The sequence below is a fragment of the Rohdeia mirabilis genome (assembly GCA_007750655.1).
GTDB lineage: Bacteria > Planctomycetota > UBA1135 > UBA1135.
Genome location: CP036290.1, coordinates 2,297,458 through 2,319,927 on the forward strand (window position 1 = coordinate 2,297,458; position 22,470 = coordinate 2,319,927).

Annotated in this window: 15 protein-coding genes; 11 read left to right on the forward strand and 4 right to left on the reverse strand. The window is 72.6% G+C overall.

The genetic code is table 11. The features are described from left to right. Positions 1-45: 45 nt before the first annotated feature. From Pla163_RS08540 to eno, 3 genes are all read right to left on the reverse strand, one after another. On the reverse strand, positions 46-2,325 hold the full coding sequence (locus Pla163_RS08540) for a hypothetical protein (protein ID WP_145186537.1): 2,280 nt from the start codon (positions 2,323-2,325) through the stop codon (positions 46-48). Beyond that, positions 2,322-2,747 carry a hypothetical protein gene (locus Pla163_RS08545; RefSeq protein WP_145186540.1) on the reverse strand — a complete coding sequence of 142 codons (426 nt, stop codon included), beginning with the start codon at positions 2,745-2,747 and terminating at the stop codon, positions 2,322-2,324. The genes Pla163_RS08540 and Pla163_RS08545 overlap by 4 nt, the downstream gene beginning before the upstream one ends. Positions 2,748-2,820: 73 nt before the next feature. After that, positions 2,821-4,083, reverse strand: a complete 1,263-nt coding sequence (gene eno, locus Pla163_RS08550) for a phosphopyruvate hydratase (protein ID WP_145186543.1) — start codon at positions 4,081-4,083, stop codon at positions 2,821-2,823. Between the two features lie 285 nt (positions 4,084-4,368). Between eno and Pla163_RS08555 the strand changes: the two genes are divergently transcribed. The 5 genes from Pla163_RS08555 (at position 4,369) to Pla163_RS08575 (ending at position 12,687) form a co-directional block, all read left to right on the forward strand. After that, positions 4,369-6,174 (forward strand): hypothetical protein, encoded by a 1,806-nt coding sequence (locus tag Pla163_RS08555; RefSeq protein WP_145186546.1) that lies wholly within the window; start codon positions 4,369-4,371, stop codon positions 6,172-6,174. A 169-nt stretch (positions 6,175-6,343) separates the two neighbouring features. Then, positions 6,344-8,140, forward strand: coding sequence for a hypothetical protein (locus Pla163_RS08560; RefSeq protein WP_145186549.1), 1,797 nt, complete (start codon positions 6,344-6,346; stop codon positions 8,138-8,140). Positions 8,141-8,203: 63 nt separating this feature from the next. Further along, positions 8,204-8,830 (forward strand): sigma-70 family RNA polymerase sigma factor, encoded by a 627-nt coding sequence (locus tag Pla163_RS08565; RefSeq protein WP_145186552.1) that lies wholly within the window; start codon positions 8,204-8,206, stop codon positions 8,828-8,830. A gap of 52 nt (positions 8,831-8,882) precedes the next feature. Next, positions 8,883-11,582, forward strand: a complete 2,700-nt coding sequence (locus Pla163_RS08570) for a bifunctional serine/threonine-protein kinase/formylglycine-generating enzyme family protein (protein WP_145186555.1) — start codon at positions 8,883-8,885, stop codon at positions 11,580-11,582. A gap of 52 nt (positions 11,583-11,634) precedes the next feature. Beyond that, positions 11,635-12,687 carry a hypothetical protein gene (locus Pla163_RS08575; protein ID WP_145186558.1) on the forward strand — a complete coding sequence of 351 codons (1,053 nt, stop codon included), beginning with the start codon at positions 11,635-11,637 and terminating at the stop codon, positions 12,685-12,687. Positions 12,688-12,752: 65 nt separating this feature from the next. Here the strand turns inward: Pla163_RS08575 and Pla163_RS08580 are convergent, their stop codons facing one another. Beyond that, positions 12,753-14,450, reverse strand: coding sequence for a Kelch repeat-containing protein (locus Pla163_RS08580; protein ID WP_145186561.1), 1,698 nt, complete (start codon positions 14,448-14,450; stop codon positions 12,753-12,755). Between the two features lie 309 nt (positions 14,451-14,759). Here Pla163_RS08580 and Pla163_RS08585 point away from each other — a divergent pair, with 309 nt between their 5' ends. The 6 genes from Pla163_RS08585 to Pla163_RS08605 all read left to right on the forward strand — a co-directional run bounded on the left by Pla163_RS08585 (position 14,760) and on the right by Pla163_RS08605 (position 22,433). Further along, positions 14,760-15,725, forward strand: coding sequence for a CDP-alcohol phosphatidyltransferase family protein (locus tag Pla163_RS08585; RefSeq protein WP_419186466.1), 966 nt, complete (start codon positions 14,760-14,762; stop codon positions 15,723-15,725). After that, positions 15,722-16,264, forward strand: coding sequence for a 2-amino-4-hydroxy-6-hydroxymethyldihydropteridine diphosphokinase (folK, locus tag Pla163_RS08590; protein ID WP_145186567.1), 543 nt, complete (start codon positions 15,722-15,724; stop codon positions 16,262-16,264). The genes Pla163_RS08585 and folK overlap by 4 nt, the downstream gene beginning before the upstream one ends. A gap of 91 nt (positions 16,265-16,355) precedes the next feature. Beyond that, positions 16,356-17,252, forward strand: coding sequence for a pantoate--beta-alanine ligase (gene panC / locus Pla163_RS08595; RefSeq protein ID WP_419186467.1), 897 nt, complete (start codon positions 16,356-16,358; stop codon positions 17,250-17,252). Then, positions 17,249-18,220, forward strand: a complete 972-nt coding sequence (locus Pla163_RS18940; protein ID WP_419186468.1) for a 4-(cytidine 5'-diphospho)-2-C-methyl-D-erythritol kinase — start codon at positions 17,249-17,251, stop codon at positions 18,218-18,220. Before panC ends, Pla163_RS18940 begins: the two co-directional genes overlap by 4 nt. Continuing rightward, positions 18,217-19,167, forward strand: coding sequence for a DUF2520 domain-containing protein (locus tag Pla163_RS08600; RefSeq protein WP_419186469.1), 951 nt, complete (start codon positions 18,217-18,219; stop codon positions 19,165-19,167). The genes Pla163_RS18940 and Pla163_RS08600 overlap by 4 nt, the downstream gene beginning before the upstream one ends. A 215-nt stretch (positions 19,168-19,382) precedes the next feature. Beyond that, positions 19,383-22,433 (forward strand): hypothetical protein, encoded by a 3,051-nt coding sequence (locus Pla163_RS08605; protein WP_145186576.1) that lies wholly within the window; start codon positions 19,383-19,385, stop codon positions 22,431-22,433. The last annotated feature ends 37 nt before the right edge of the window (positions 22,434-22,470 follow it).

Sequence of the window (22,470 nt, forward strand, 5' to 3'; positions counted from 1 at the left end):
CCCGAGCGCGACGCCGCGTGTTCGATCGCGGTTCGGACGGCCGACCTAGCGCGGTCCCTCGCCCGCGCCCGTCGGTCCGAACAGCAGCAGCGCGTCGGCCGACAGGACGCCGATCCGATCGCCGACGACGTGGACCGAACCGCCCAGCGCCGGGGTGCGACCCCGGGGGCGCGGCGCGCGCGGGTCCTCGAAGGCGTCCTGGTGAAGGAGGAAGAGCTCGCGCGAGCCGTCGAACAGATAGAGGTGCCGCTCGCCCGCCGCGAGGATCCGCCGCCCGCCCGCCAGGCCGGCGATTCCCTCGCACAGGGCCTCGCCGAGGGGGAGGTAGACCCCCGGTCGCGTCTCGGCCCGCGCGGGGTCGACCAGTGCGAGGGACTGGCGCGGCCCGGCGCGGACGGCGGCCACGAGCCGGGCCTCGCTGCCGCCGACCGGGCCGGTTCCCCGGGCGAGCACGGCTCCCAGGAAGAGGGCGTCGCCGCGCTCGAGCGGGGGCGCGATCAGGGCCACACCGCTGCCGCCGCTGGCGCGCGCGCCGAGGGCCGGGCCGACGAGTTCTGCGATCCACGGCCCCTGGGGCAGGGTGTACAGGTGGTCCGAGTCGGCCGGCGCGCAGTACCAGTGCGACCCGTCGTGGACGGCTCGGATCCCGGTCCAGCCGCGGCCGCGCGCGTCGCTGTCGTAGGCCCGCCGTTGGGTGCGCAGGGCCCAGATCAGGCGACCGTCGAGGCTGTCGACGAGTGCGACGAGTCCGAGGTTCGTCGAGAGCAGCACGCGCGTGCCGTCGGCCGAGAGCGGCGAGTTCGCCGAGCGTCCGACCGCCGCACCCGGTCGCGCGTCCTCGGGTTCGAGCTCGCGGCCGACGGCGAGTACCCGTTGGGCGCGCACGTCGCCGGTGCGCCACTCGAGCACGTCGATGCCGGCCTCGACCTCGCCGACCCCGCGCCGGCGCGAGACGACGCACGTGTCGCCGCCCAGGACCAGCGGTCCGGGCTGGAACTCGACACCGGCCAACTCCTCGAGCGGGACGACGGTTCCGTCGACGCGTGCGTGCCCGCCGGCGGACCGGGCCCAGACGGCGCGCGCGAGCAGGGCCTCCTCCGGAGTCGTGCCCGTCACGGCCCGTTCGCGCGGCGGCGGCGCGACGCGCAACAGAGCGTTCGATCCGGACGCACGACCGCGGCTGCGTCCTTCGACCAGGAGCAGGTCGCGCCCGTCCGTGGCGGGAACGAGGTGCCAACCGGGCGCTTCGCTCGTCGGATAGGGGAAGGGCGGCGAGCCGATCGTCGGTTCGAGCAGCAGCGCCGGCTCGAACCGTCCGACCACGCGCGGCACGTCCACGTCGACCAGGTGCACGCGACCGGCCGACTGCACGCACCAGCGCCCGTCGTCGAGCGCGACGAGTCCGTTGAAGAGTCCCACGCCGGGGTCGAGACCGGCGGCGCGCGACGACGGGCCGAGGCTGTCGGTGATCAGCACGGCACCGGTCGATTCCACCGCGTTCCACGTGCTGGCGGCGTCGGACGGACGGCGTGCGGGGCTCGAGCGCGCCGCGGCGATCAACGCGTCGAGCGCCGCGGCGCGTCGTTCGATCGCGGCCGCGAAGGGCGCCGCGAGCTGTGCGTCGTCCTCGAGCAGCACGAGTCCTTCGCCGGCGCGGCGCAGCCAACCGGACGCGCGCGCCGCACGTCCGCTCGCGGTCTCGAGATCGACGAGGCGCAGGGTCGCGACGAGGGCGAACTCGGTTCCCGGCAGGTGGCGTTCGATGCCCGCCAGTCGCACGGGATCGGCGCCGGCGCGCGCGAGCGCCCGTTCGCCGAGGGCGCGCGTGTGCGCGCGCCAGGCGCTGCGTTCGTCGGCGTCGAGCCAGGCGATGCGACGGGCGAACGCGCAGGCCGGATCCTCGAAGATGCGATCGGGCTCGAGCGCGGTTCCGGGCGGCGCGGCGGCCGGAACCGGGCGCCGTTCGGCGGATGCAGCGACGTGGGGCCCCGGTCCGACCGCGGCCAGGAGGGCGTCGAAGAAGGCGCCGATCGGACGCGTGTCGCCGTCCGACTCGCGCACCGCGGCGAGGATCTCGTCGGCGGCCGCGAGTGCGCGCGTCGCGGTCTCGTCGACCGGGACCCGGGTCGCGTTCCCGAGCGAACCTTCGATCTGGACGACCGCTGACGGGGTGGTGGGGGCGAGTGCTGCGCCGCCCGCGAGCAGCGCCGAGCACGCGGCGACGACGAGCACCGGCGCGCCGAGGACGACGTGCCCTGCGCGCGTCGCGCCCGTCGTCGGCCTGTCGCGCCGCGCGGCCCGGGCACCCTGTCGCAACCAGCTCACCGCTCGGTCTCGAACCGTTCGAGTCCACCTGCCGGGTCGAGCGCGCGCGTGTCCTGCGCTCGCGTCCCCTCGAGGTCCGGTTCGCCCGCGCGACTCGTCCCGGCCGACAGCCGCCACTGCCAGCGCAGTCGCTCGCGGAAGATCGGATCGTCGAGCGCGCGTTCGTAGCGCTCGAGCGCCCGGAGGTCGGCCTCGAGTTCCGAATGTTCTTCCGCGATCCGCACGCGCCGGTCCTCGAGGAACTCGCGTTCGGCGAGCACCGGTCGCAGGCCCAGCAGCGACAGGTGCGCGAGCAGGCCGCAGGCGCCCACGATCGGCAGCCAGTCGCCGACCACCGTCGCCGTGCCGACCAGCGCGCGCCGCAGGCCCGGGGCGGACGTCCCGCTCGGCCGGGGGGTGGGCGTGGTGCGGGGCGGGGTCACGTACGGTTCGTGGTCGATGTCTCGGTCGCGGACGCGGCAACCCGCGCGGCGACGACTCGGGACGAGCTGTGGTTCAGGACAACGTGCGCGCGCCGAACTGGGCCGCGCCGTGAAGATCCTCTTCGATGCGCAGGAGCTGGTTGTACTTGGCGACGCGATCCGAGCGGCAGGGCGCGCCGGTCTTGATCTGGCCGGCGTTCGTGGCGACGGCGAGGTCGGCGATGGTCACGTCCTCGGTCTCGCCCGAACGGTGGCTGATGACGCAGGTGTAGTCCTCGCGGTGCGCCATGGCGATCGTGTCCAGGGTCTCGGTCAACGTGCCGATCTGGTTGACCTTGATCAGGACCGAGTTCGCCGCGCCCTTCTCGACGCCCATCATCAGACGCTCGGCGTTGGTCACGAACAGGTCGTCGCCGACCAGTTGGACGCGATCGCCGAGTCGCTCCGTCAGCGCCACCCAACCTTCCCAGTCGTCCTGGTCGAGTCCGTCCTCGATCGAGAAGATCGGGTACTTCTCGCACCAGTTGGCGTACAGGTCGACCAGTTGTTCGGCGGAGAGTCCGCGGCCCTCGACCACGTACTTGCCGTCCCTCAGGAACTCCGCCGAAGCGGCGTCGATCGCGATCTTCACGTCGACCCCGGGGGCCAGGCCGGTCTTCTCGATCGCTTCGAGGATCAGCTCGATCGCCTGTTCGTTGGAACCCAGGTCCGGGGCGAAGCCACCCTCGTCGCCGACCGACGTGCTGAGTCCGCGGTCCTTGCAGACGCCCTTGAGCGCGTGGAAGACCTCGGTGCCCATGCGCAGCGCCTCGCGGAAGCGCGTGGCGCCGAACGGCATGATCATGAACTCCTGCAGGTCGACGTTGTTGTCGGCGTGCTCGCCCCCGTTGAGGATGTTCATCATCGGAACGGGCAGGACGCGTGCGCCGACACCGCCGAGGTAGCGGTACAGCGGCAGTCCGGCTTCCATCGCCGCCGCCTTCGCGTTCGCCAGCGACACGCCGAGGATCGCGTTGGCTCCCAGGCGCCCCTTGTTGGGCGTGCCGTCGAGCTCGATCATCGCCGCGTCGACCGCGGTCTGCTCGAAGGCGTCGAAGCCGAGCAGGCGCCGCTCGATCTCGTCGTTGACGCTCTCGACCGCTTTCAGGACGCCCTTGCCGCCGTAGCGCCCCTCGCCGTCGCGCAGCTCGTGCGCTTCGTGGATGCCGGTGCTCGCACCGGAAGGGACAGCCGCACGGCCGTGGGCGCCGCTCTCCAGCCACACCTCGACCTCGATGGTGGGGTTGCCGCGGGAGTCCAGGATCTCCCGGCCGTGGATGCTCTCGATCTCGCTCATGGGGGCGCAGGATAGCGGTCCCGGGGCCCGCGCGCCCCGTGTGGGCCGGGCGCGAGGGCGGTGCGCGTGCCACGGAAGGGTCTTCGGCAGCGGGCGGGGGTGGATCGCGTTCGGTGGCGAGGTTCGAGCGCGTCGCCGCGGGGCGGGGCCGCGAGGCGTCGCCGCGGACGTGCGCCCGTGGGTCCTCGGCAATCTGGGTTCGACTGCAGCCGAGCGTCGTCGGGGCCGATGGACGGAGGACGAACACCCACGTCGCCCGCTCCATCGGGCGCGATCCGACCCGCCATGCTGACCACCACCCACGGCGCCCTGCGTGCCCTGTCCGTCCTCCTCCTCTCGTCGGCGCCCGTCGCCTGGGCCCAGGACTCCCTGGACCTCGTGCCCGCGGACGCCTTCTTCGTCGTCCACGTCGAGAGCGTCGCCGGACTCCACGACGCGGTCGCGGCCAGCGACTACTTCCGCTTCGTCATGGGACCGGACGGTGCCCTGGCGAGTACCGGACTCGTCGAGCTGATGGAGGCCGAGACCGCTCCCGGCTTCGAGCTCGCCGCGCTGTTCGAGCTGCTCGGATCGACGACCGAACTGGACCAGGACGTGGTCGACTCGGTGCCGGCGCAAGCGGTCCTGTTGTGGCAGTTCCTGCGCGGCTACCGCGGTTCGCTCACGATCTACGCCAGCGGCGGTCCGGGCCCGGGACAGGGCCTGGGCTTCGGCGTCGTGATGGAGCCGGGCGGTGCGATCGAGCCCTTTGTAAAGCGCCTCGAAGGCCTCTTCGACCAGCCGCCGGTGTGGCGCGAACGCTCCGGCGTCCAGGTCGCGACCGAGACCGACGGGCCGTTCGAGGGGCAGAACGCGTTCGTGGTCCAGGACGGTCGCCACGTCGTGTTCGTGGGCGCCGACTCGAGTCAGCGCGCGCTCCTCCAGCTCGATCGCCTGACCGCTCTCGCGGCCGGTGAGGAGTGCGAGAAGCTGTCGCAGAACCCGCGTTGGATCGAGTCCGCGGCCGCCACCGCGGGACTCGGGCAGTGCCGCTTCTTCGTCGACCTGGTCCCGATCATGGGCGCGTTGCGACTCGACGCGTTCGACGCGGCCCTCTCCGGCGACGCGCCCTTCGACCCGTCGGCGCTCGTGGCCGACCTCGGCCTGCTCGACATGCGCTGGATCGCGGCGCGCCTGCACGTCGGCGAGGGCGAGAGCCTGTCGTTCGACATCGAGATGCAGGTGCCCGAGGACTGCGTCATGTCGCAGATGCTCGACCTCGCCAGCGGCGGCGTTCCGACGCACTTCCTCGAGCGCTTCTCCGAAGGTGCGCTGCGCGCCTCGGCGCTGCGCTTCGACGTGGGCGGCATGGCGGACCTCGTGCTCGACCTCGTCGGCCAGTACGCGGGTGACGACGCGCTGGCGATGGAGGAACAGCTCGACGCCCTGCCGGAGATGCTCGGCTTCGATCCGCTCGAGGACCTGGTGGGGCAGTTGAGCGGCGAGTTCGCCGTCGTCGAGTATCCCTCGTTGCGCTCGGCCGGCGACGACCTCGCGAGCGGTTCGCTGTTCGGCTTCGAGCCGACCGTCGTCGTGGGCCTGCGCAACGCTCGGCGTTTCGAAGCGGCGGTCTCGGACGCCCTCGCGTTCGCCGGGGAGATGTCCGAGGAGCCGCTGCCGATCGAGGAGCTCACGCGCGGCGGTCGTTCGCTGAAGCGCGTCGCACTGCCCACCGGCGACATGTTCTTCGCCTTCGGTGCCGACGCGTGCGCGCTGGGGTACGACCGCGACACCGTGCTCGCGGCGCTGACGCCCTCGGGCGCGGAGAGCGGTCCGTCCGCGCTCGACGACCCGGCGCTGCGCCGTGCGTTCGACGAGCACCCGAACGCGATGATGGTCGACGTGACCAGCACGGGTCCGTGGCTCGGCAGCATGTTCGAGGCCGTCGGTGGGCTCGGCGCGCTGGCCGCGATGCAGGGTGGCGAGGTCCCGCGCGAGCTGCTGGCCCTGGGAGCGCTCGGCGAGGAGGCTCGCACGCGCTTCACCGGACACGCGACCCAGGTCCTCGAGCGCACTCCGCGCGGCGTGCGCCTGCACCTGGGCGTTCGCTAGGGACAGCGATCGCGGCGGTCGGTATCGTCACGCGCCCCGGGTCCGCTCAGCGGGTCCGGGGCGCGTCGCATTCCGCCCGCCCACTTGTCCAGTCGTCCTGCGTGGTCCGAACGGTTCCACTTCGAGCGGGGCGCACGACCACGATCCGAGAGCCTCGGGTCCCGAAGCCATGCTCGCCGCCCTCGCCCTCGTTGTCGCGCTCCAGGACGCACCGGCTCCCGTCGCTGCCGCCACCGAACGGTCCGGACTGACCCACCTGGTCGCGCCCGACGCGCACCTGCTCGTCGAGATCGAGAGTCCGGCCGAGCTGCACGCCGCTCTGGCGGGCAACAGCTGGATGGACCTGATGCTGGGGCCGGAGGGCATCGCGGTCGACCTCATGTCGGTCGAGCCGTTCGCGTCGCTGGTCGAGCCCTTCCTCGGCGCCGACACGGATCCGCGTGCGCTCGCGCGGCTGGTCATGAGCGCCGATCCGGTGAGCGGTGATCGCGACGGCGTTCCGATCGAAGCACTCGTGCTGCACGAGGCCGTGCGCGAGCTGCGCGAACCGGTTCTGTGCTACGGCCACGGCGGTGCGCTGTCGCGCGCCGGCACACCCAGCACGTTCGTCGTCGTCACGCACGTGCCGAGCGGGTCGCGCGAACTGGTGGAACGCGTCGCCGTCGTGCTCGGTCACGAGTTCGACTGGACGCGCGCGGGAGCCTTCGACGTGGCGCCGCTCGAGCTCGGTCCGGGGGGCGCGGCCACGTCGTTCCTGGCCTGTCGCGAGGACCTCCTCGTTCTGGTCGAGGCGGACGGGGCCGGAGCCGCCCAGAGGGAACTGATCCGCCTCGCTCGGCGCTACCGCGAGAGGACGGACGAATCGCACGGGTACTTGCCCGAGACGCTGGCTGCTGCCCGCGCCGAGCTCGACGGGCCCGCGCACGTGCGCCTCGCGCTCTCGTTCAGCGACGCGCTGGAGTGGGTGATCGAGGAGTCGGCCACGGATCCTTCGTTGCCCGACGGACTGATGGAGGAGCTGGCGCTCGACGAGGTGCGCTGGCTCGGCGTTCGCATGCACATCGGTGAAGGCGAGGCCATGGACCTCGAGCTGCGCGCGACGGTGCCGAAGCGCGGCGTTCTCGGTGCATTGGCGGGCACGCTCGGCTGGTCGATGCCCGCGGCGCTCGCACGGCGCATCCCCACGGACGCCATCGGTGTGCGGCTCATGGGCATGGACCTGGCGCGTGCGGCCGACGTGGTCGGGAGCTTCGTCGAAGACTTCGTTCCGCCCGAGGCCATGGGGCCGTTCGCCGCTCTCTCGGAGACGAAGGAGTTCGCCGGGTTCGACGTGCTCCAGCTCGTCGTCGAGGAGTTCACCGGACAGGTCGTGAGCTACACGAGCGGCGACGAGGCCCGGCGCCGCGCGAGTCTCGAACGCCTGACGCTGACGGAGGAGAACGATCCGGCGGCGGAGAACGGTGGCGTCGGAGGCACCACCGCGTTCGAGCTGCGCAACGGCGAGCGCGTGTCCAAGGCGCTGCGTCGTCTGCTGTGGTCCATCGAGCAACAGTCCGGCGAGAAGGTCCCGCTGGACGAGATCGTGGTCGACGGACGGACCCTCTTCGGCTTCGAGGGTCTTCCGGGCCTGTGGACCTGGTTCGGCATCGCCGACACGGCCCTCGTCGTGGGCACGCAGATCGAGACCGTGGCCGAGGACCTCGCGCGTTCCTCCGACGCCTCCGCCGCACGGGTCGCCGAACTGCTCGAACCTCTGGGGGCGCGTGCGACGAACGCCTTCAACCTCACCGTCGAGTCGAACCGCACGTTGGTCGAGATCGCCGAGGCGCTGCGCTGGGGGCTCGATCGCGAGGACCCGCACGAGTTCGACCCGGCGACGGAGCGTCGCGAGGGCTTCGTCGGACACACGTTCGGCACCCTGTCGATCGTGGACGGGCGTTTCGTGTTCCGCAGCACCAGCCGCTAGGGCGGGGCGGACCCGTTCGACGCGCGCGTGCCGTAGGATCGCAGCGTGGACCCCGAACCGCCCATGCAACGCACCCTCGATCTGGTGCACCGCGCCCAGGCCGGCGACCCCCAGGCGTTGGCCGATCTGCTGGCGCGCTACCAGGATCGCGTGCGCGCCCTGGTCCGCCGGCGGATGGGGCCCGGTCTGCGACAGGACCTGGACTCGGGGGACATGGTCCAGGAGGCGATGGTCGAGGTGCTCGAGGGCTTCGAGCGCTTCGAGATGCGCGACGAGACCGCCTTCGTGCGCTGGCTGTCCACGCTGGTCGAGAACCGACTGCGCGAGCTGGCGCGCTTCCACCGTGCGGCGAAGCGCGATCGCGGCCGCGAGGTGCGGATCGACGGCTCACCGTCGGGTGAGCGCGCGACCGGCGTGCCGGAGCTCTCCGACGAGGACGCGCCCACACCGTCCGAGGTGGTTTCGCGCCGCGAACTCGGCGATCGGTTGGCGGTCGCGATGAAGCGCCTCAGTGCGCACCATCGCGAGGTCCTCGCGGCGCGTCAGACGGGAGCGAGCTGGGAGGACGTGGCCGGACGACTGCGCCTTCCGAGCGCGGCCGCGGCGCGCATGCTCCACGCCCGCGCCCGCGTCAGTCTCATGAAGCTCGTCGCTGGCGCCGAGCCGACGTCCGGAAGCGAGTCGCGGTGACAGCGGTCGATCGCGCCGCGAGCGATGGGAGCCGATCGATGAGAGCAGCCCCGTGAGTCGGGACGCAGAGCCCGACGCGTTCGAGGACGCGCCGCTCGACGGCGAGGCGGAGGAACTCTTCGCCCGCTGGCTCGAGTCCGTCGACGCGGGGCGACCGGTGGAGCTCGAGTCGCTCGCCGGCGGCCGCGCGGATCTGCTCGAGGCGTTGCGCGGACTCGAGGCCTTCTGGAGCCAGCTCGAGGCCGCCGGTGGCGTGGATGCGGCGGTCGACGGCGGCGACGGACGTTCCGATCGCGCGGCGCCTGGCGCGCGCGACGGCGGGCGTCCGCCCGCGCTCGGCGCCGTGGTGGACGGCGTCCACGAACCCGGGCGGTATCGCGTGCACCACGAAGTCGGACGGGGCGGCATGGGGGTGGTCTTCGAGGTCGAGGACGAGCACCTGCACCGACGACTGGCGATGAAGGTCGTTCGCGCGATCCCCGGGCCGGCGGGGGATCGAGCGCTGACGCGCTTCCTCGACGAGGCGCAGGTGACGGCGCAACTCGAGCACCCCGCGATCGTGCCGGTGCACGAACTCGGTCGCGACGACGAGGGGCGCGCCTACTTCACGATGGCTCTGGTCGAGGGCGAGACCTTCACCGCCGTCGTCGACCACCTGCACAGCGGCGACGAGCAGTGGTCGCTGCCGCGCGTGCTCGACGTCCTCGTCAAGGTCGCCGAGGCCGTGGCCTACGCGCACTCGCGCGGCGTGGTCCATCGCGACCTCAAGCCCGACAACATCATGGTCGGCTCGTTCGGTCGCGTGTTCGTGATGGACTGGGGCCTGGCCCAGGTGAAGAGCAAGCGCACGTCCGACCACCGTCGTTCGGTCGATTCCGCGGACGTGGACCTGGTCGATCGCGAGCGCGCCTTCGAGACGGGTGCCTCGCAGCGACTGGAGGACCGCGAACCCGCCGGCACGGGAGTCACGGGCTCCGTCCGTTCCGATCGCGTCGGTGCTGGCGCGGCGAACGCCGACCCACGCGACGGCGGCGCGCTCGAGACCGACCAGCCCTTCCTCACCCACGATGGCGACGTGGTCGGCACGCCCGCGTACATGCCGCCCGAACAGGCGTTCGGACAGCTCGACCGGCAGGGCCCGCGCTGCGACGTCTACGCGCTGGGCGCGATCCTCTACCACGTGCTCAGCGGCCGTCCGCCCTACAGCGATCGTCAGGAGGGCACGCTGGCCGCCCTGCGGCACGGAGGCCCGACGCCGCTGCTGGCCTCGGACGCGAAGCACAGTCGTGAGTTGGTGGCCATCTGCGAACTGGCCATGCGTCGCGACGCGAGCAAGCGCTACGCCGATGTCTCCGCCTTCGTCGCCGACCTGCGCGCCTTCCTCGAAGGTCGCGTGGTCGACGCCTACGAGTCGGGAGCCATCGCGACCGCGCGCAAGTGGGTGCTGCGCCACCGCGCCCTGGCGGTACTCGCGGCGGGACTCGTCGTCGCGCTCCTCTCCTTCGGAACCACGGCATTCGCGCGCTTTCGCAGCGAGCAGCTCGCGGGTCGCTTCATGGACCTCGAGCGCCTCGACGACCTCGAGCGCGAGGCGCACGTCCTGTGGCCGGCGGCACCCGAACGAGCGGACGACCTGCGCGCCTTCCTCGAGCGCGGCGCCGAGCACGCCGCCCGTCTGGACGCCGCGCGCGCCGAGCTGGAACGCGAGGAATCGCGCTCAGGTGCCGCAGCCGTCGACAGCACCGATGGTTGGATCCTCGGCAAGCGGCGTGCGCTCGTCGAGCGTCTCGAAGCTTTCGCCGCGCCCGGAACCGGCACCCTCGATCGCGTCCGCCGACGCCTCGCTCGTGCCGATGCGCTGGCGCACCTGCGCGAACGCGCTGCCGGAGCACCCGGAGCGCAGGACGATCTGCGAGAGCTTCCCGCTGGTCCCGACGGCCTGCGGCGCTTCGAGCACCTGCCCACCGCCTCGCTCGCGCGCCTCGAAGGACTGGTGGCGGGGGACGATCGCGGTGGGCGTTCGGAACGCGGCCTCGAACTCGTGCTCCTCGATCCGTCGCGCCACACCCAGTTGGCCGGCGACCTGCATCCGATCGATGTCGCCGCCGGTCTCGACGCCGAGGCCGTCGGAGCCTTCCTCATCGCGACGACCGAGATGACGCGCGACCACTGGGCGCGACTCAGCGAGGAGGATGTGCACGGCGACCTCCCGATCACGGGCGTCAGTTTCGAACGGGCTCTCGAGGTCCTGGAGCACGGTGGACTGACGCTTCCGACCAAGTACCAATGGCTCGTCGCTGCGCGCGGAGGTGCGGCCGGACCGCAGTGGTTCGAGATCGACCCGAGCTGGCTCGACGCCGACGGCTTCGTCGCGCTCGATCCGACGTCGCTCGAAGCGGTGTTCATGGAGTGCGAAGTGCTCAGCCGAGCCGGCGAACTCCTGCCCGGCCCCGCTCCCGTCGCCTCGCGCCGGCCGAACGCCTTCGGTCTCTACGACACGCTCGGCAACGTGCGCGAACTCCTGCTCGATCCGTTCCACCGAAGCGACCAGCGGGTGCGCGACTACGACCCCGAGCGGTGGCACGACGTGCGCGGCTTGACGCGGTCGGCGACGGAACAGTTCTTTCGGCTGCGCCCGGCGAACGACGAGGATCGGATCCTGCTCCAGTTCGGGATCGTGGGCGAAGTGGGCGAAGCCACCGTCGAACCCTACCTCGGTCTCCGCCCCAGTACTGTCCTCGCTCATTGGTAACGAATTTCGCGCGGAGCCGACACCGATCGCGCTCCAAGGGGGTCCTTCCTCCATGCGATACCCGTTTCAGCTCCAACTGCGCGACAAGGACTTCGTGCCCCCGCGCTGCCCGCGTGAAGAGTGCCCGGCCCATCAACTCGGTACACCGTTCCCGTGGACCTATCGCGGAACCTTCTACCGCAAGGTCGACGGCCTCGACGTCCAGCGCTTCCAGTGCTTGACCTGTCGGCGCTCGTTCTCGACGCAGACGTTCCGCACGGACTATCGACTGCGGCGTCCCGAGACTGTCCTGCCCAACTTCGTCGCCGCGAACTCGAAGACGACGCTGCGCAAGATGGGCCGCAACTACGAGCTCAGCCGCTCCCACGTCGCCCGCCGTCAGAGGCTCCTGGCGACGCACGCGCGCCGCTTCCACGAGCACCGGCTCCAGCTGGCCCGGGCGCGCGGCGGCCTCGGTTCACGCTTTCAGTTCGACGAGCTCGAGACCTACGAACAGCATCGCAAGCTCAAGCCGCTGACCGGCTGCGTCGCGATCGAGGTCGAGACCGGCTTCATCGTGCACACCGACGTCGAGACACTGCCGGCGCGCAAGCCGCTCAAGAAGGGCGAAGCGGCGGTTCTGAAGCGGATCGAGGCCGTCGAGGGGGTGCGGCGCTCGGGCTCGCGACAGGCCGTGCAGCGCACCGTCGAGGCCCTCGGTCGCTTCGCCCGCGCTGGCGAGGTGAAGGTGACGACCGACAAGAAGAGCAGCTACTGCACTGCGCTCGAGCGGGAATTCGGCGACCGGCTGAAGCACACGCGCATCGACGGAAGGCGTGAACGCGGCAACAGGAACCCGCTCTTCCCGATCAACCACACGCTCGCTCGACTGCGCGATCTGGTGTCGCGGCTCGTGCGCCAGACCTGGGCGGCGGCGAAGAAGCGCGAGCGACTGGCCGATCACATCGCGATCACGACGGGCTTTCGCAACTACGTCGACGGGTGGCGGTCGGAGCCGGCCGAGCGGCAGAGGGTGAGCGCGGCGCAGGTGCTCGGACTCGCGACGCGCAGGTACACGCCGCAGGAGTACCTGTACTGGATGGATCCGCTGTGTCTCGCAGCCTGAGGGGTCAGGGGAAGGCGGAGGGGAGCCCCTCGGTCCGTGCCCTCTACCAATGAGCGAGGACAGTACTAGAAGGGGTACGCCTCGGCGCTGCGGTCGGGGCCGGGAGGGGGCGGGACGAGGGGCGTCAGCGAGGAGCCGGTCACGAGGAAGCGGGTCTTCGGTCCGAGGTCGACGAGTCGCATGCCCGGGCGGCGGTCGAGAAGGGTTCCGTCGAGCACCCACACGCCCAGGGTCTGGTCGAGGACGTGCACGCGCGGCGGGCCGGTGCCGGCGGTGGTGGGGTCGACGCGTCCGTCGGGCTTCTCGATGCGGATGTAGCGGATCGTCCCGTTCGGCATCTGGATGCAGCGCACGAGCGCGCGCGCGACGGTGGTGGGCTCGATGGCGACGGGGACCCACTGGCCGGTCACGAGCGTGTAGCGCAGCGTGGCGGTGTTGACCGGGTCGATCGTGGCCTGGGGACCGCCGGAGGTCACGGCGCCGCCGCCGGCGAGGAGGGCGTCGCCAGCCTGGGCGGGCGACAGGCTGACGTAGCTGCGCGCGCTGGGCAGGCTCGACGTCGGCGTGGCGGTGCCGTTGATCGGATCGAAGATCAGGCACGTCGCGGTCGCGGTCGGAACGCCGAGCGGGGTGGGCACGACGCCGCCCGCGATCAGGACCGTGCCGTCGCCGAGGAGGACGGCGTCGTGGCCGGCGCGCGGGCCGATGCTCGGGATCGGGGTCCACGTGCCGAGTTGAGGGTCGAAGAGTTCGGCCTGTGGAGCGAACTGCGTCGGTCCGCCCAGGTCGCCCAGGAAGCTGTCGGGATAGCCGATCGGGTCGTCGAGGGCGTAGGGACCCGCGAAGCCGCCGACCACGAGGACGCGCCCATCGTTCAGCGTGGTCGCCGTGTGATCGACGCGCGCGTGGAACATCGGTGACGCGGCTTGCACGGCGTCGAGCGTCGGCAGGTAGCGCTCGACGCTCGCGATCGGCTTGCCGGAAGGGCCTCCGACGCCGCCGATCAGAAGGATGCTGCCGTCCGCGAGCGTGGCCGCGGCGTGGCGCGTGCGGCGCTCGAGCAGCGTTCCTCCGCCGATGAAGCGCTCGGTGACGGGTTCGTAGATCTCCCAGTCCTGGCGCGCGCCGAACGGTGTCTGCGGATTCTCACCGCCGACGAGCAGGACGCGCTCGCTCTCGACCGGACCGCCGGGGATCGGTGTCGCGGTGTGGTAGCGGCGCGGTGCGTTCATGGCGCCGGCCGTCAGGGACGACGAGCCGGGCAGCAGCAGCGTCGTGCGCGCCGGATTCGACACGGCCCCGAAGATGGGCGGGCTCGGGAAGCTCTGGCTCAGTGCGACCGCCTGGGCGTAGATCTGGACACCGACCAGACCGGGCTGTGGGGCGAGCGAGTAGGTGACCAGGCCGAAGCCGGTCGGATCGAGGAAGAGGATGCTGACCTGGCTGACGAGGTCGAGCCCGACCGAGAGCACGCGCGGGTCACCCGGATCGACGAGGTTGAGTGGCGTCGGACCGGACGTGCCCGAGGGCAGCAGCACGACCACGTCGCCCGGAGCTCCCAGGAGGGCGAACTCGATGCGCGTCCCCAGTCGCCCGTGCCGGTAGTCGAGTTCGAGGCCCGTCAGTTGGGCCGCGGCGTCCTGCGCTCCGAGGGCGGCGAAGAGGGGGCCGAGAAGCGCGAGTACGAGCGCCTTCGACCAGACCCCCAGGGTGGCCGGAGTCGGTCGGGCGTCGGATCGGTCGGCGCGTCGTTCGCGGTGCACGGTGCTTCGCAGGGTGGGGGATCGGGGGAGGGAGCGAGGGCGACGCGGACGGGGCGGCGCGCCATGGGGCGGCAGCGAGGACTCCAGTCTCCGACCTGCGCAGTGCCGGTGGACGGTCGGGAGCACGGACCGGATCCGTGGTTCGACGCCAAGTCGTTGCCCCCAAGGAGGCTGCGGGCCACGAGGAAGTGGGCGGGCGGCGGGGCCGAGCCTGGTCGCGCAGCGCCTGGGAAGTACCATCCCTCCCCCCCGCGCGCCCACGGAGCCGCTCCGCCGGACGCGCCCATCTTCCCCGTCGACGAAGCACTCGTGAAGCGCGTCCACCTCCTGCCCAACATCCTCACGCTCGCGAACGCGTTCTGCGGGCTTCTCGCGCTGGCGAAGGGGATCGACGCGCTGGCGCACTCGGGTGGGGATCCGCTGCTCTTCTACCGCAAGGTCGAGGTGGCCTGCGCGCTCATCTTCACGGGCATGGTCTTCGACGTGCTCGACGGGTTTGCCGCCCGGCTGACGCGCAGTGCGAGCGCGTTCGGGGCCCAGCTCGACTCGTTCGCGGACGCCTTGACCTTCGGGGTCGCGCCGGCGTTGCTCGCGAAGATCCTGATCGAGCACGAGGAGGCCCTGCACGGCTCGTTCGGGAACGCGCGCGTGCACTTCCTCGCGGCGGCAGCTTTCGCGCTGATGGCGATCCTGCGCCTCGTGCGCTTCAACCTCGAGGACTCCGCCACACGCGACGGGCGCGCACTGCCGGTGCCGTCGGCGGACGACGAGGCGGACACGGCCAGCGACGGTCCGCCGCCGCGCGCGCGCCGCAAGGACGACTTCTCCGGCCTGCCGTCGCCCGCCGCTGCCGGTGCGGTGGCCTCGATCATCTGGCTCTACCTGATCCTCGCGCATCCCGAGCTCGAGGCCAACGAGGGCACGCCGACGCCGACGCGGCGTTTCCTCCAGGGCATCGACTACGACCCGACGGCCGTGGCCGGGCTGTTGGAGTGGATGCCGCGCGTCGCACTGATGGTGCTGCCGCTGCTCGGGCTGCTGATGGTCACGCACGTGCGCTATCCGCACTTCGCGAACCTGATCTCGTTCGACCGCCTCTCGTTCTTCCAGTTGGTCGGCATCGTGTTCGCGGCGTTCCTCCTGTACCTCGCTCCGGTTCCCGTCCTGTTCCTGGCCTTCAACGGCTTCGTCGTGCTGGGCCTCTTCGCACGTCTGCGCGACGGGCGGAACGGCGGCTCGAACGACACGCCGAGCGTGCCGCGGACCGACGCATGACGACCGCGCGAGCGAACGACGCGCCGCAGCGCAGCGGCGCCGCCAAGCGCGCCTTCGTGGCCCTCGGCGCCAACGTGGGGCCGAGAAGGGCGACGCTCGAATGGGCGCTGCGCGCGCTCGACGCGTCCGAAGGCGTGCGCGTCGTTGCGCGCTCGTCCTGGCACCGCACCGCACCGGTCGGAGGACCCGTGGGGCAGCCGGCGTTCCTGAACGGAGCGGCCGAGCTCGAGACGTCGCGCACACCGCACGACCTCCTCGCGTTGATGCTCGAACTCGAGGTGCGCACCGGTCGTCTGCGGACGCGCGCGACCCAGGACGGCCCGCGCAGTCTCGACCTGGACCTGCTCCTGTTCGCGGACCACATCGTCGACGACGCGCGCCTCGAACTTCCGCATCCGCGGCTCGAGGAGCGCGCGTTCGTGCTCGCGCCGCTGGCGGAGATCGCGCCCGATCTCGTGCTGCCGCGCTGCGGTGTCCGTGTGCGCGAACGGCTGGCTGCGCTCGGCGTCCCGCACGAGCCCACGCCCGCGGCGCCCTGACGGCGCGGTCACGATCTCGAACCACCGAACCCGAGCGCCAAGTCGAGTCACCGGCTCGATGCGCGGCCTCCGACCAACGAACCGACCCGACGTGGAACGCATCGAATCTCCCATCGCCGCGGCCGAGCGCTGCAGGACCGTGCGCGACACGAGTCCCTCGACGCGTATCGGATTCGTCCCCACGATGGGGGCACTGCACGAAGGACACCTGGCGCTGGTGCGACGGGCGGCGGCCGAGAACGACCTCGTGGTGGTGAGCATCTTCGTCAACCCGCTCCAGTTCGACGACGCGCGCGACCTGGCGGCGTACCACCGCGACTTCGACGGCGACTGCGCGCTCCTCGAGGGCGCGGGGGCGCACATCGCGTTCACGGGTGGGTTGGACGAGTTCTTCCCCGAGTACGACCTCTACGGCCCGAGCGGCACGGACGTGATCGAGGCGGTCGATCCGGGGCCCGCGGCGCGCGCCGGCCTCGAGGGCGACGTCAGGCCCGGCCACTTCGAGGGGGTCGCGACGATCGTGCGGCGCCTGTTCGATCTCGTGCGTCCGCACGTGGCGTACTTCGGAGCCAAGGACTGGCAGCAGACCCTCGTCGTGCGCCACGTCGCCGGCAGCGGCGAGCCGAGCATCGTCGTCGTTCCGACCGATCGCGAGGCTTCGGGTCTCGCACGCAGCTCGCGGAACGCGCGTCTCTCCCCAGCGCAACGCGAACACGCGGCAGTCGTCCACCGCGCGCTGCTCGCGGCGCGCGAGGCCTTCGCCGGCGGCGAGCGCGATCCGGTCGCGCTCGAAGGGCGGATGCGCGCCGTTCTCGACCGCGAGGACGGCACCGAGATCGAGTACGCGGCCCTGCGCGACGCGCGCACGCTCGCGACGTTCGACGGGCCCGTGCCGGATGACGGTGCGCGCGCGCTCGTCGCCGTGCGTCTCGCCGGGGTGCGCCTGATCGACAACCTCGGGCTCGTGCCCGACGAGGAGTCCGAGTGAACGCGCCGCTCGTCGCAACGGCGCTCGCGCCGGCCAAGCTGAACACGACGTTGCGCGTGCTGGGCCGCCGCGCCGACGGCTTCCACGAACTCGATACGAGCATGGTCTGCATCGGTCCCTGCGACGTGGTGGAGGCGCGGCTTCGACCCGCACCCCCTCGTCCGGCGCACGACCTCGTCGTGCGACTCGCGCTGGAGGGGTCCGCCGCGACCGACGACGTGCGCGCGGCGCCGCAGAACCTGGCCGAGCGCGCGGCGCGTGCCTACGTCGAGGCTCTCGAGCGGCGAACGGGGCTGTGCGTCGACTTCGCGCTCGAACTGGATCTCGTGAAGAACGTGCCGAGCCGCGCGGGACTGGGCGGGGCGAGTTCGGACGCCGCGGCGGCCCTTCTCGTCGTGCGCGACCTCGTCCTCGTCCACTCGGGGCAGGTGCTCGCCTGGGCGGACTGCCTGGACGAGCTCGCCGAGCTCGGGTCGGACACGGTCTTCTTCGCCGCGGCGCGCTTCACCGGCCGCGGTCGCGCGACCGGTAGGGGCGAACGGGTCGAAGTGCTCTCGCGGACCGGCGTCGAGCGCGAGCGCGGTCGGTTCGCGCTCGTCGTGCCCGACGTCGGGTGTTCGACCCCGAGCGTCTACGCCGCCTTCGCTCTAGGGAGCGGGCCCGCTGCCGTGGGCGCGCTGGCGGCGAGCTCCTTCGCCAACGATCTCGTGGACGCGGCGCGCGCCGTCGAACCCGTGCTCGACGAGTGGTTCGAGGCGCTCGGTCCGCGCTTCGATCTCAGCGGCAGCGGCTCGGCGCTCTTCGCTCGCGCGACCGACGCCGACGATGCGGCCGAACTCGTGGACCAGGCCCGACGCGCCGCCGAGCGCCTCGGCCGCACACCGCGCTGGTGCGGCGTCACGACCGAGTGCGGGCACGGCGTGCGACTCGTGCGCGCCCCGCGCCGCTCGTCGGGAGGCCGTCCGTGAAGCACTCGGTCGCCATCGTCGGCACGGGTGCTCTGGGGACGGCGCTCGCGGCGGCGCTGCGGGGTTCGGGCCACGTGGTGAGTGCCTGGAGCCGCAGCGGCGCGGCCGAGGGCGACGGGCCCGAGGCGTTCGCGCGCCGGAACACGCTCGCCGAGCTCGCCCCGAGCGGTGCGAGCTGCGACGTCCTCGTGCTGTGCGTCACGGACACGGCGATCGAAGCCGTGGCTCGGCGCTGTGCGCAGGAGTTCGCGAGCGTGCCCGCCGTGGCCCTGCACACGAGCGGCTGTACACCGGTCGGCGCACTCGACGCGCTGGCGGAGCGGGGCGCGTCCACGGGCCTGTTCCATCCGCTGTGCGCGGTCGGGGGACCGGCGGTGAGCGGCGCGCACGGACGCTTCGCCGGCGCGGCGTTCGGCGTGCTCGGCGACGGGGAGGCGCTGCGCGTCGCGACCGAGTTGGCCCGCGAGCTCGGTGGTCGCCCGCTCGTGGTGGAGGCGGACCAGCAGGCGCGCTACCACGCGGCGGCGACCCTTGCGGCGGGAGGGACCGTGGCGTTGGCCGAGGTGGCGCGCGCGCTCCTGTGCGGAGCGCTCGTCACCGCCTCGAACGACGACGGCGAGGACGCCAGCAGGGCGAGCGACGACGCCCTGTTCGCGGTGCGCGGCCTCGTGGCCAGCGCCGCGCACAACCTCGCGCGCACGACGCCGGCGGCGGCGCTCACCGGGCCTCATGTGCGCGGCGATCTCGGCACGCTCGAGGCCCATCGCCGTGCCTTGGCGGCGGACGATCCGGCGGCGACCGAGGCTCGACGCGTGGCCGCTGCGCTCGCGCCCGCGCTCCTGAGATTGGTGGCCGAACGACTCGCGGCGGGGGCAGCCGGAGGAGCGGTCGACGCCGCGAACGTCGACCTTCGGGCCCTCGCTCGCGCGCTCGGCCTGCGCCCGTAGACGTCGCAGGTCCCGGCGCCGACGCGGGATCGGTCGGTCGGTCGAGTCTTCCTCGATCGGGCCTCTTTCGCCCCCTCGTCAGCGGCCGATGAACCGAGCGCGGGTCCCGTGCCCGAACGACGACCACAGGGCCGAAGCGCAGCGGCCGGGGGTCGCTCGTTCCGTGCTGGTACGATCCGTTCTGCTCGACTTCACGATCTTCCAGCGACACCCGCGTGTACCACCTGACCGCCACCCTCCTCCACGGCCTCCTGAGTGCCGTCGTGGCCACATCGGGTTCGTACGCCGCCCGTGAGTCCGGTGGCGCGGAACCGGGTCCGGTCATCGGCGCGGCCGAGACGGTCCGAATGGCGGACGCGCAGGAGGACGGAGCGGCGGCCGCCGAGTCGCGCGCCGCGTCCGCGCCGGTCGCCGCGCAGAAGCGTGCGCGCGCCGCCCTGTTGAGCGGCGTGCCGCGGGCCGATCGCCGCGCCGAGATCCGCGAGGCCTCGGTCGCGCCGCTGTCCGCCGAACGCGCTGCCGATCCCGACGAACGGGTGCGGCGCGTCGGTACGCCCGTGCCGCCGGGGCTGACCGCCGCGCGCACCAAGGACCGTCGGACCGCGCGCGCCGCCGCGCTCGAGCAACTGGCGCAGGAGTGGCAGGGGCTCGACGGACCCGACCTGATCCAGGTCCTCGACAGCCTCTTGATCGACGTGGGCACGTCCGACGAGACGTGGGCCGCCGCCGCTGCCATGGCCGGCGACCTGCGCATCACGCGCCTCGCGCCGCGTCTCGCCGCCGCGCTCGACATCGCACCGACGAGCGACATCGCGCGGCGCGTCGCCGCCGCCCGGCGCGCGCTGCACGGACTGTACGGCGTGTGGTTCGAGGGGTCCGAGGAGGTGCTGCCGCTCGCGACCCTGGTCGAAGGACCCGCGCTCGCGACCTATCGCGCGCAGCTGCTCGGTCTCGAGGAGCGTCTGCTGGCCCAGCTCACGCGGCTGTGGGTCCATCAGCCCGACGCCGCCGTGCTCGCGCTGGTCGATCTCTCGCCGCGCGTGCGCGTCGCCGCCGCGCGCTCGGTCGCGGCCTCCGTCTCGAGCGGTACGCTCGACGCCGCGGTCGCCGCCGACGCCCTGCTCGCCGCCGCCGACGCCGAGATCGACAGCGACGCGCTGTGCGCCCAGCTCGAAGCCCTGTCGCCGCTCCTGCAGGTGCGTTCGGCCGACGACCCGCGGGTCGAGCGCGGTCGCGCGATCATCGCGCGCGGCGCCAGCGAAGCGCCGATCAGCGTCCAGCACTGCCTGGCGCGCTTGGCCGCCGCCCTGCCCTGGCAGGTGGGGGGCGACGTGCCGCCGGCGTCGACGGCCCGGGCCGCGTTCGAGCTGACGCAGACCGCGCTCGAGCGGGTGGCCGCCTCGCAGCCGATCGACGCGGACGTCCTGATCGGCGTGCTGCAGAGTCAGCGCAGTCTGTCGCACTCCTTCGCCGAACAGGCCGTCGGTCTCGAGCCCGCCCTGTCCACCGCCATCCTGTCGCTCTTCGATCGGCCGGAGGCGACCCGCGAGGTGCGCCTCGCCGCGGCCTCCGCGCTGGTCGATCTCGCGAGCGTCGACGACCTCGCGAGCCTGGTGGCGCGCTGCGACCAGGCCCAGGACTTCGCCGTCCGCTTCGCACTCTCGGGTGCGATCGCGGGGCTCGTGCCGAGGATCGGACTGGCCACGCCGGGCGCGCGCGACCTCCTGCAGCTGCTTCCGAAGCTCGTCGCCGCCCCCGAGGAACAGCTGCGCGTGCGAGCACTCGCCATCCTCGACGGACTGACCGCCGACGTGACGCCGGCGCAGCTCGCCGAGCTCGACCTCGACATCGCCTACCTGATCGATTCGTGGCCGCTCGAGACCGGCGTCGCCTCGCGCGAGACGCTCGAGCGACTCATCCGTCGACTCGGTCGCCCGCAGGACCTCGAGTCCATGCTGCAGCGCGACACGTTCGCGACGGCCGCCGCGCGCGGCCCGCGCCAGGCGGCGAGCGTCGTGACGGTTCTCGCGTCGAGCAACCCCGGACTGTTGCTGCGTTCGGCGCGCGTGCTCGCGAACATCGACGATCCCGAACAGCTCGAGAGCGCGCTCGTCGAAGCGCTGCAACTGGGGGTGGGGATCGATCTCGACGACGCGCCGACCACCGGTCCGCCGGCACCGGGCACGAGTCCTGGGGCGAACGGAGCGGGCGTCGAGCCGAACTCGGGCACCGACGCTCCCGGGGACGCGGGAGCCGACGACGGCACAGGAGCGAGTTCGGCCGAGGCCGAGCTGCTGGCCGCCCAGAGCGCCGAGTTCGTCGGTTGGGCCCTCCAGCTGCGCGCGCTGACCGGAACCCTCGGGAGTCGCGGTCGACCCAGCGGTCCCGACGGCTCGGCGCCGCGCCCGGTCCTCGTGCCGCGCATCCTCGACGCGCTCGTGCGGATCCACGTGCCGCGCGCCGGACTCTCGGCCTGGGAACGTGCGCGCGCCGCGGCGCTGTTCGCCTTCGACGCGGGGCGTGCGCCCGACGTCGTCGACCGGGCCTTCGTCGAAGCACTGGATCGAGCTCCCGCCGAGGACACGGACGCCAGCGTGTTCGGGCTCAGGGCCGAGCGCGCGCGGTTCCTGGTCGAGGCCCAGCGACAGCCCGAGGCCCTCGCCCTCTACCGCGAGCTGTTCCGAGAGGCCGGTCCGAGCGAACTCACCGCACTGGGTCGACGCGGTCTGCGCGAGTACGAGCGGCTGGCACGCGCCGAACCGTCCGATGGAACCGCGGCGGAGCGCGCCCGCATCCTCCTGGCACTCGTCGCGCTCGACTCGTGGGCGACGCTCGATCGCGCGCGCCGCGTCGAGGAGTTGTTCGAGCTCTTGAACGCCGTCAACGACGCGCACGTGAAGCCCTACGCCGTGCGCGCGCTCGAACTGACCGAGGCGAGCGGTCTCACCGATCCCGCCCAGTGGGAAGGGATCGAAGGCGGTGGGCAGGTCCTCGAGGACCTGGGCGAACTGCTGAGCGGCGTGGCGAACGCGGCCGAGTTCGGCGGCGCACCGCCCAGCGACGGCGGCGGGGCCGAAGAAGCGGCCGCGCCGCGCGCGACGGATGCCAGCGCGCCCGTGGGGGAAGCCCCGGTCGGCGATCCCGATCCGGCGGAGGAGACTCCGTCGGCCGATGACGGCGCGGCTGGTGAAGGCACAGGCGCTGACGGCACAGGCGCTGACGGCACAGGTGCGGGGCGCCCGACGCCGCCCGGTTCGGGTTCCTGAGCGCGAGCGATCGAGAACCGCTCGCGGGATCGGCGGA